General features: G+C 64.0%; 4 protein-coding genes and 1 pseudogene. 4 read left to right on the top strand and 1 reads right to left on the bottom strand.

From position 1 onward, the window contains the following. The 4 genes from rpoC1 to rlmN all read left to right on the top strand — a co-directional run. Positions 1-1,524, top strand: a 1,524-nt coding sequence (gene rpoC1, locus KBZ15_RS15005) for a DNA-directed RNA polymerase subunit gamma (protein ID WP_255016004.1), incomplete at its 5' end; no start/stop codon positions are given. A gap of 73 nt (positions 1,525-1,597) precedes the next feature. Beyond that, positions 1,598-5,704, top strand: a complete 4,107-nt coding sequence (locus KBZ15_RS15010; RefSeq protein WP_255016005.1) for a DNA-directed RNA polymerase subunit beta' — start codon at positions 1,598-1,600, stop codon at positions 5,702-5,704. 17 nt (positions 5,705-5,721) lie between these two features. After that, the gene (locus tag KBZ15_RS15015; protein WP_255016006.1) at positions 5,722-5,895 is read left to right on the top strand and encodes a chlorophyll a/b-binding protein; all 174 of its coding nucleotides are present in this window, start codon (positions 5,722-5,724) and stop codon (positions 5,893-5,895) included. Positions 5,896-5,900: 5 nt separating this feature from the next. Beyond that, a complete protein-coding gene (gene rlmN, locus KBZ15_RS15020; RefSeq protein ID WP_255016007.1) occupies positions 5,901-6,986 on the top strand; it encodes a 23S rRNA (adenine(2503)-C(2))-methyltransferase RlmN in 1,086 nt (361 codons plus the stop codon). A 25-nt stretch (positions 6,987-7,011) separates the two neighbouring features. Here rlmN and KBZ15_RS15025 read toward each other — a convergent pair. Beyond that, a pseudogene (locus KBZ15_RS15025) lies at positions 7,012-7,223 on the bottom strand (MFS transporter); the annotation flags it as partial.

Consider the following 7,223-nt stretch of genomic DNA (forward strand, 5'->3'; position numbering starts at 1 on the left):
GTGGCGATCCTGCTGGACATGCCCCTGCGGGATGTGGAGCAGATCGTCTATTTCAACTGCTACGTGGTGCTCGATCCAGGCGATCACAAAGACCTCACCTACAAGCAGCTTCTCACTGAAGATGAGTGGCTTGAGATCGAAGACCAGATCTACGCTGAGGATTCCGACATTGAGAACGAGCCCATAGTGGGCATCGGCGCCGAGGCACTCAAGCAACTTCTGGAGGATCTGGAGCTCAACGAAACTGCTGAGCAGTTGCGTGAGGAGATCGCAGCCAGCAAGGGCCAGAAGCGGGCCAAGCTGATTAAACGTTTGCGGGTGATTGATAATTTCATCGCCACCAATGCCCGTCCCACCTGGATGGTGCTGGATGTGATCCCGGTGATCCCGCCAGACCTGCGGCCCATGGTGCAGCTCGATGGCGGCCGCTTTGCCACCAGCGATCTCAACGACCTCTACCGGCGGGTGATCAACCGCAACAACCGGCTAGCCCGGTTGCAGGAGATCCTGGCCCCCGAAATCATCGTTCGCAACGAAAAGCGGATGCTGCAGGAGGCCGTCGATGCCCTGATTGACAACGGTCGCCGGGGCCGCACCGTGGTGGGTGCCAACAACCGGGCCCTCAAGTCGCTCAGCGACATCATTGAGGGCAAGCAGGGCCGTTTCCGCCAGAACCTGCTCGGCAAGCGGGTCGACTACTCCGGTCGTTCAGTGATCGTGGTGGGCCCCAAGCTCAAGATGCACCAGTGCGGCCTGCCCAAGGAGATGGCGATCGAGCTGTTCCAGCCCTTCGTGATCCATCGCCTGATCCGCCAGAATATTGTCAACAACATCAAGGCCGCCAAGAAACTTATCCAGAAGGCCGACGATGAGGTGATGCAGGTGTTGCAGGAGGTGATCGAAGGTCACCCGATCCTGCTCAACCGGGCCCCGACCCTGCACCGCCTCGGCATCCAGGCCTTCGAGCCCAAGTTGGTGGACGGTCGCGCCATCCAGCTACACCCCCTGGTGTGCCCAGCCTTCAACGCCGACTTCGACGGTGACCAGATGGCCGTGCACGTGCCCCTGGCGATTGAGGCCCAGACCGAGGCCCGCATGCTGATGCTGGCCAGCAACAACATCCTCTCGCCGGCCACCGGCGAGCCGATCATCACCCCGTCCCAGGACATGGTGCTCGGCGCTTACTACCTCACGGCCGAAAAGCCCGGAGCCATAAAGCCTGAATTTGGCGACCGGGCCAATACCTTCGCCAACCTCGACGATGTGATCGATGCCTTTGAGGAGAAGCACGTTCAACTCCACGATTGGATTTGGGTGCGTTTCAACGGCGAGGTTGAAAGTGATGACGAGGACAAGCAGCCCCAAAAAGAAGAAACCCTCAGCGACGGCACCCGTATCGAGCAGTGGCTCTATCGCCGCGACCGTTTTGATGAGGACGGAGCCCTGATCAGTCGCTACCTGCTCACCACCGTGGGCCGGGTGGTAATCAACCACACCATCATCGACGCCGTGGCTGCGACCTAACGGCAGTCTACGAACCCCAGTAATTCGGGTTCCCGTTTTTCATCCTTTTCCAGTCTTCACATCGCGCGCAGCCATGACCGCCACCCCCGCTAAAAAAATCAGCAAGAAGGCCGCCAAGAAAGCCGCCGAGGCTGCCGCCCTGGAAGTCGCCGCCACAATCAGCAACGCCGCCTTGAGTAAGCAGGCGCCGCCATTCCGCAACCGCATCATCGACAAGAAGGCCCTGCGCAACCTGGTGGCCTGGGCCTACAAGCACCACGGCACCGCTACCACGGCCTCGATGGCCGACGAGCTCAAAGACCTGGGCTTCCACTACGCCACCCAGGCTGCCGTATCGATCTCTGTCGACGATCTGCGCATCCCCAGTGATAAGGCAGCCCTGCTGGCCGAAGCCGAAGAGCAGATCACCGCCACGGAAGAGCGCTACCGGCTCGGCGAGATCACCGAGGTGGAACGGCACACCAAGGTGATCGACACTTGGACCGAAACCAACGAGCGTCTTGTGGCTGCGGTGCGCCGCAACTTCAACGAAAACGATCCGCTCAATTCGGTCTGGATGATGGCCAACTCCGGCGCCCGGGGGAACATGTCCCAGGTGCGCCAGCTCGTGGGCATGCGCGGCCTGATGGCCAACCCGCAAGGGGAGATCATCGACCTGCCGATCCGCACCAATTTCCGCGAGGGACTCACGGTCACCGAATACGTGATCTCCTCCTACGGCGCCCGCAAGGGTCTGGTCGACACGGCCCTGCGCACGGCCGACTCTGGCTATCTCACCCGCCGTCTGGTGGACGTGGCCCAGGACGTGATCGTGCGGGAAGACGACTGCGGCACCACCCGCAGCATCCCCATTGATGCCGATGAGAAGGGCAAGTTCGGCAGCAAGCTGATCGGCCGCCTGGCTGCCGAGCCCGTGGTCAGTGAAGACGGCGAAACCCTGGTGGAGCGCAACGGAGAAATCGATCCGCCCCTCTCGCTGCGGATTGAAGCCGGCGGCGTCAAAACCGTGAAGGTGCGTTCACCGCTCACCTGTGAGGCCTCCCGTTCGGTGTGCCGCAAGTGTTATGGCTGGGCCCTGGCCCACAACCAACTCGTCGACCTGGGTGAAGCCGTCGGCATCGTGGCGGCCCAGTCGATCGGTGAGCCCGGCACCCAGCTCACCATGCGCACCTTCCACACCGGCGGGGTTTCCACGGCCGAGACTGGCGTGGTGCGCTCCCTTGTGGATGGCACGATCGAATTTGGGCCGAAGGCCCGGGTGCGGGGCTTCCGCACCCCCCACGGGGTGGAGGCCCAACTGGCCGAAACCGATTTCTCCTTGACGGTGAAGCCCAGCGACAAGGGCAAGCTGCAGAAGCTGGATATCGTCAACGGCTCGATCCTGTTTGTCGCCGATGGCGACTTCGTGCCGGGCGACACGATCCTGGCCCAGATCGCCGCTGGGGTGACGGTTAAAAAGAGCGTGGAGAAGGCCACCAAGGATGTGATCTGCGACCTGGCCGGCCAGGTGCGCTACGAAGAAGCCATCCAGCCCAGGGAGGTCACCGACCGCCAGGGAAACATCACCCTCAAGGCCCAGCGCCTGGGCCGGATGTGGGTGTTCAGCGGCGACGTCTACAACCTGCCCCCCAATGCCCTGCCCGTGGTGGACGGCAACAAGGCTGTCACCACAGGAGAGGTGCTGGCCGAGAGCCGGCTGGTGAGTGAATACGGCGGAGCGGTGCGTCTGCGCGAGAGCGCTGGCGACTCCCGCGAGGTGCAGATCGTCACCTCCAGCCTCACCCTCAAGGACTGCAAATTGGTGGGTGAATCCACCCACTCCGGCGAGATCTGGCATCTGGAGGGCAAGGACAACATTCGCTACCGCCTCAACACCGCTCCTGGCAGCAAGATCGGCAATGGCGAAGTGATTGCCGAGCTGGCCGACGATCGTTTCCGCACCAAGACCGGTGGCACCGTCAAATTTGCCCCGGGCCTATCGATCAAGAAGGCCCGCAGTGCCAAGAACGGCTTTGAGGTCAGCAAGGGTGGCACCCTGCTCTGGATTCCCCAGGAAACCCACGAGATCAACAAGGACATCTCCCTGTTGATGATCGAGGACGGCCAGTGGATTGAGGCCGGTACGGAGGTGGTCAAGGACATCTTCAGCCAGACCGCCGGCATCGTCACGGTGACCCAGAAGAACGACATCCTGCGGGAAATCATCGTGCGTTCCGGCACCCTGCATCTGGTTTCCGACAGCAAGACCCTGGCCAAATACGCTGACGGCAAGATGGCCACCCCCGGCGAGGAGATCGCCAAGGGCCTCAAGGCTGAGGCGATTGTCTTCGTGGAGGTGGTTGAAACTCCCGATGGTCAGGCCCTGCTGCTGCGGCCGGTGGAGGAGTACACCATCCCCGATGAGGCCCACCTGCCCGAACTTGGCACGGTGAAACAGAGTGGCGGCCCCAGCCTGGGCCTCAAGGCCACCCAGCGCCTCTCCTTCAAGGACGGCGAGCTGATCAAGAGCGTCGATGGGGTCGAGCTACTTCGCACCCAGTTGATTCTCGAAACCTATGACACCACTCCCCAGATGACCGTGGACGTGGATGCGGTCGCAGACAAGCGGGCCAAGACGATTGAGCGTCTGCAGCTCACCATCCTGGAAACCCTGCTGGTGCGTCGCGACACCCTCTCTGATGCCAGCCACGGCTCCACCCACACCGATCTCCAGGTGGAAGATGGTATTGCTGTCAAGCGAGGCGATGTGGTGGCGACCACCCAGATCCTCTGCAAGGAAGACGGGGTGCTGCAGCTGCCTGATCTGGTCGATGGGGAGCCGATTCGTCGCCTGATCGTGGAGCGAGATGGCGATACCCGCAGCATCGATTTGGGTTCGGCTGCGCCTTTGGTCAGCGTTGACCAGCGCATCGTCGATGGCGACCTGCTGGCGGAAGGGGTTGCAGCCCCCTGCTGCGGTCAGGTGGAGGCCATCGACGCCCACACCCTCACCATTCGACTGGGCCGGCCCTACATGGTGTCGCCCGATTCGGTGCTGCACGTGCGGGACGGCGAGCTGGTGCAGCGCGGCGATGCCCTGGCCCTGCTGGTGTTCGAGCGCCAGAAGACCGGCGACATCGTCCAGGGTCTGCCCCGGATCGAAGAACTGCTGGAGGCCCGCCGGCCGCGGGAATCCACCATCCTCTGTCGCAAGAGCGGCACGGTGCAGATCAAGCAGGGTGACGATGACGACTCGATCACCGTTTCGGTGATCGAGCATGACGATGCCCTCACCGAGTACCCAATTCTGCTGGGCCGCAACGTGATGGTCAGCGATGGCCAGCAGGTGAGTGCCGGTGAGTCCCTCACCGACGGACCGATCAATCCCCACGAGCTGCTGGAGTGCTTCTTCGAAGACCTGCGCAGCCGCAAGCCCACCATGGAGGCGGCCCAGGAGGCCATTTCCAGGCTGCAGTTCCGGATGGTCACCGAAGTGCAGAACGTCTACAAGAGCCAGGGCGTGTCGATCAGCGACAAGCACATCGAGGTGATCGTGCGCCAGATGACCAGCAAGGTGCGCATTGAGGATGCCGGCGACACCACCCTGCTGCCGGGCGAGCTGATCGAGCTGCGTCAGGTGGAGCAGGTGAACAGTGCGATGGCGATCACCGGTGGCGCCCCCGCCGAGTTCACGCCGGTGCTGCTGGGTATTACCAAGGCCTCGCTCAACACCGACAGCTTCATCTCGGCGGCCTCCTTCCAGGAGACCACCCGGGTGCTGACTGAAGCTGCCATCGAGGGCAAGAGTGACTGGCTGCGCGGTCTCAAGGAGAACGTGATCATCGGCCGCCTGATCCCTGCGGGCACGGGCTTTAGCGGCTTTGAAGAGGAGTTGCGGGCCGAGGCCGGCCCCCATCCCGACATCCTCGAGGAAGAGGCCATGGGCTATCGCCGTGTCCAGAACCTCCGCCCTGACTACACCGTGGAGATGCCGGCCCCGGCCCCGGCGGCGGCCGTGCTCGACGATCCCTCCGATGCCGACCTGGAGGCCACCCGCAGCCGCCATGGCATCGAGGCCAGTGCCAGCGGCCTGGCTGCCTTCACCCGCCCCTCCCTCGAGGATGTGTTGGAGGAGGAGCTGATCGCCGATCCTGCCGCCCTCGAGGGCTTGCAGGAAGAGGGCCTATTGACCGATGAGTGATTCCCTGCTTGACCCCCATGGCTAAGCCCGAACGAACCAGCCTCGACACCCCCGTGCCCCAGCGCCGCCTGCCCCGCTTCGGCTTCCACTCCCACACCGAGCTGCTCAATGGCCGCATGGCCATGCTCGGCTTCATCGCCCTGCTGGCGGTGGAGTCGAAGCTGGGCCATGGCCTGTTGATCTGGCCTTGAGTGGGATGGTCGAGGTGCCGCCGGCCACTCCCCTGCTGGGGATGGGCCTGCCGGAGCTGGAGCGGTGGGCCGTAGCCCACGGCCAGGCTGCCTTCCGCGGCCGGCAGCTGCATGACTGGCTCTATGCCAAGGGTGCCCGCAGCCTGGAGGCCATAAGTGTGCTGCCCAAGGCCTTTCGCGAGCAGCTGGCTGCCGCCCCCCCCGAAGCTGGCTTCGATTGGATCGGCCGTTCGCGGGAGCTGCACCGCAGCGTGGCCCGCGATGGCACCACCAAGCTGTTGCTCGGCACCCACGACGGCCTCAGCCTTGAAACCGTAGGCATCCCTGCCGAGGGCCGGCTCACTGTGTGCGTCAGCAGCCAGGTGGGCTGCCCGATGGCCTGCAGCTTCTGTGCCACAGGCAAGGGGGGGCTGCAGCGCTCCCTTGCGGTCCATGAAATTGTCGACCAGGTGCTGAGCGTGCGCGAGGTGATGGACCAGCGCCCCAGCCACGTGGTGTTCATGGGCATGGGCGAGCCCCTGCTCAATATTGAGGCAGTGCTGGCTGCCATCGACTGCCTCTGCAGCGATTTGGGCATGGCCCAGCGCCAGATCACGGTCAGCACCGTCGGTGTGCCCAAAACCCTGCCAACCCTGGCTGCCCGGGCCCTGGAGCGGCTCGGGCGGGCCCAGTTCACCCTGGCGGTGAGCCTGCACGCACCGGATCAGCGGCTGCGGCAGGAGCTGATCCCCACCGCCCACGCCTATCCCCTGGAGGCGTTGCTGGAGGACTGTCGCCGCTATGTGGCACTCACCGGCCGGCGGCTGAGCTTTGAATACGTGTTGCTGGGGGGCGTCAACGACCAGCCCCGCCATGCCGAGGCTCTCTCGCGGCTTTTGAGGGGCTTCCAGAGCCATGTGAATCTGATTCCCTACAACCCGATTGCCGAGGAGCAGTTCCAGCGCCCCGCCCCAGGGGCCGTGGAGGCCTTCCGCCGTGCCCTCCAGGCCCGCCACGTTGCGGTGAGTGTGCGGGCCAGTAGGGGTCTAGATGCCGATGCGGCCTGCGGCCAGCTGCGGCGGCGCCTGATCGATCCGGGCGGGAATGGCTAGCAGGCTATGGCTCAATTGGATGTAGCTAAGTGGGGTCCTTGGCGGGGTCGAAGGCGCCCTTGGCGCCGTCACCGTTCCAGGGTGTGAGCCACACCATCAGCAGGAAGGCAGGCAGTGAGGCGGCCGCGGTGAGCAGGAAGAAGCTGCTCCAGCCCACACCCTCGGCCACAAAGCCGGCCTGGCCGGAGAGCAGGGAGCGGCTCAGGGCGTAGACCCCTGACAGCAGGGCGTACTGGG

The sequence above is a fragment of the Cyanobium sp. BA20m-p-22 genome, from assembly GCF_024346275.1.
Classification (GTDB): Bacteria; Cyanobacteriota; Cyanobacteriia; order PCC-6307; family Cyanobiaceae; genus Cyanobium_A.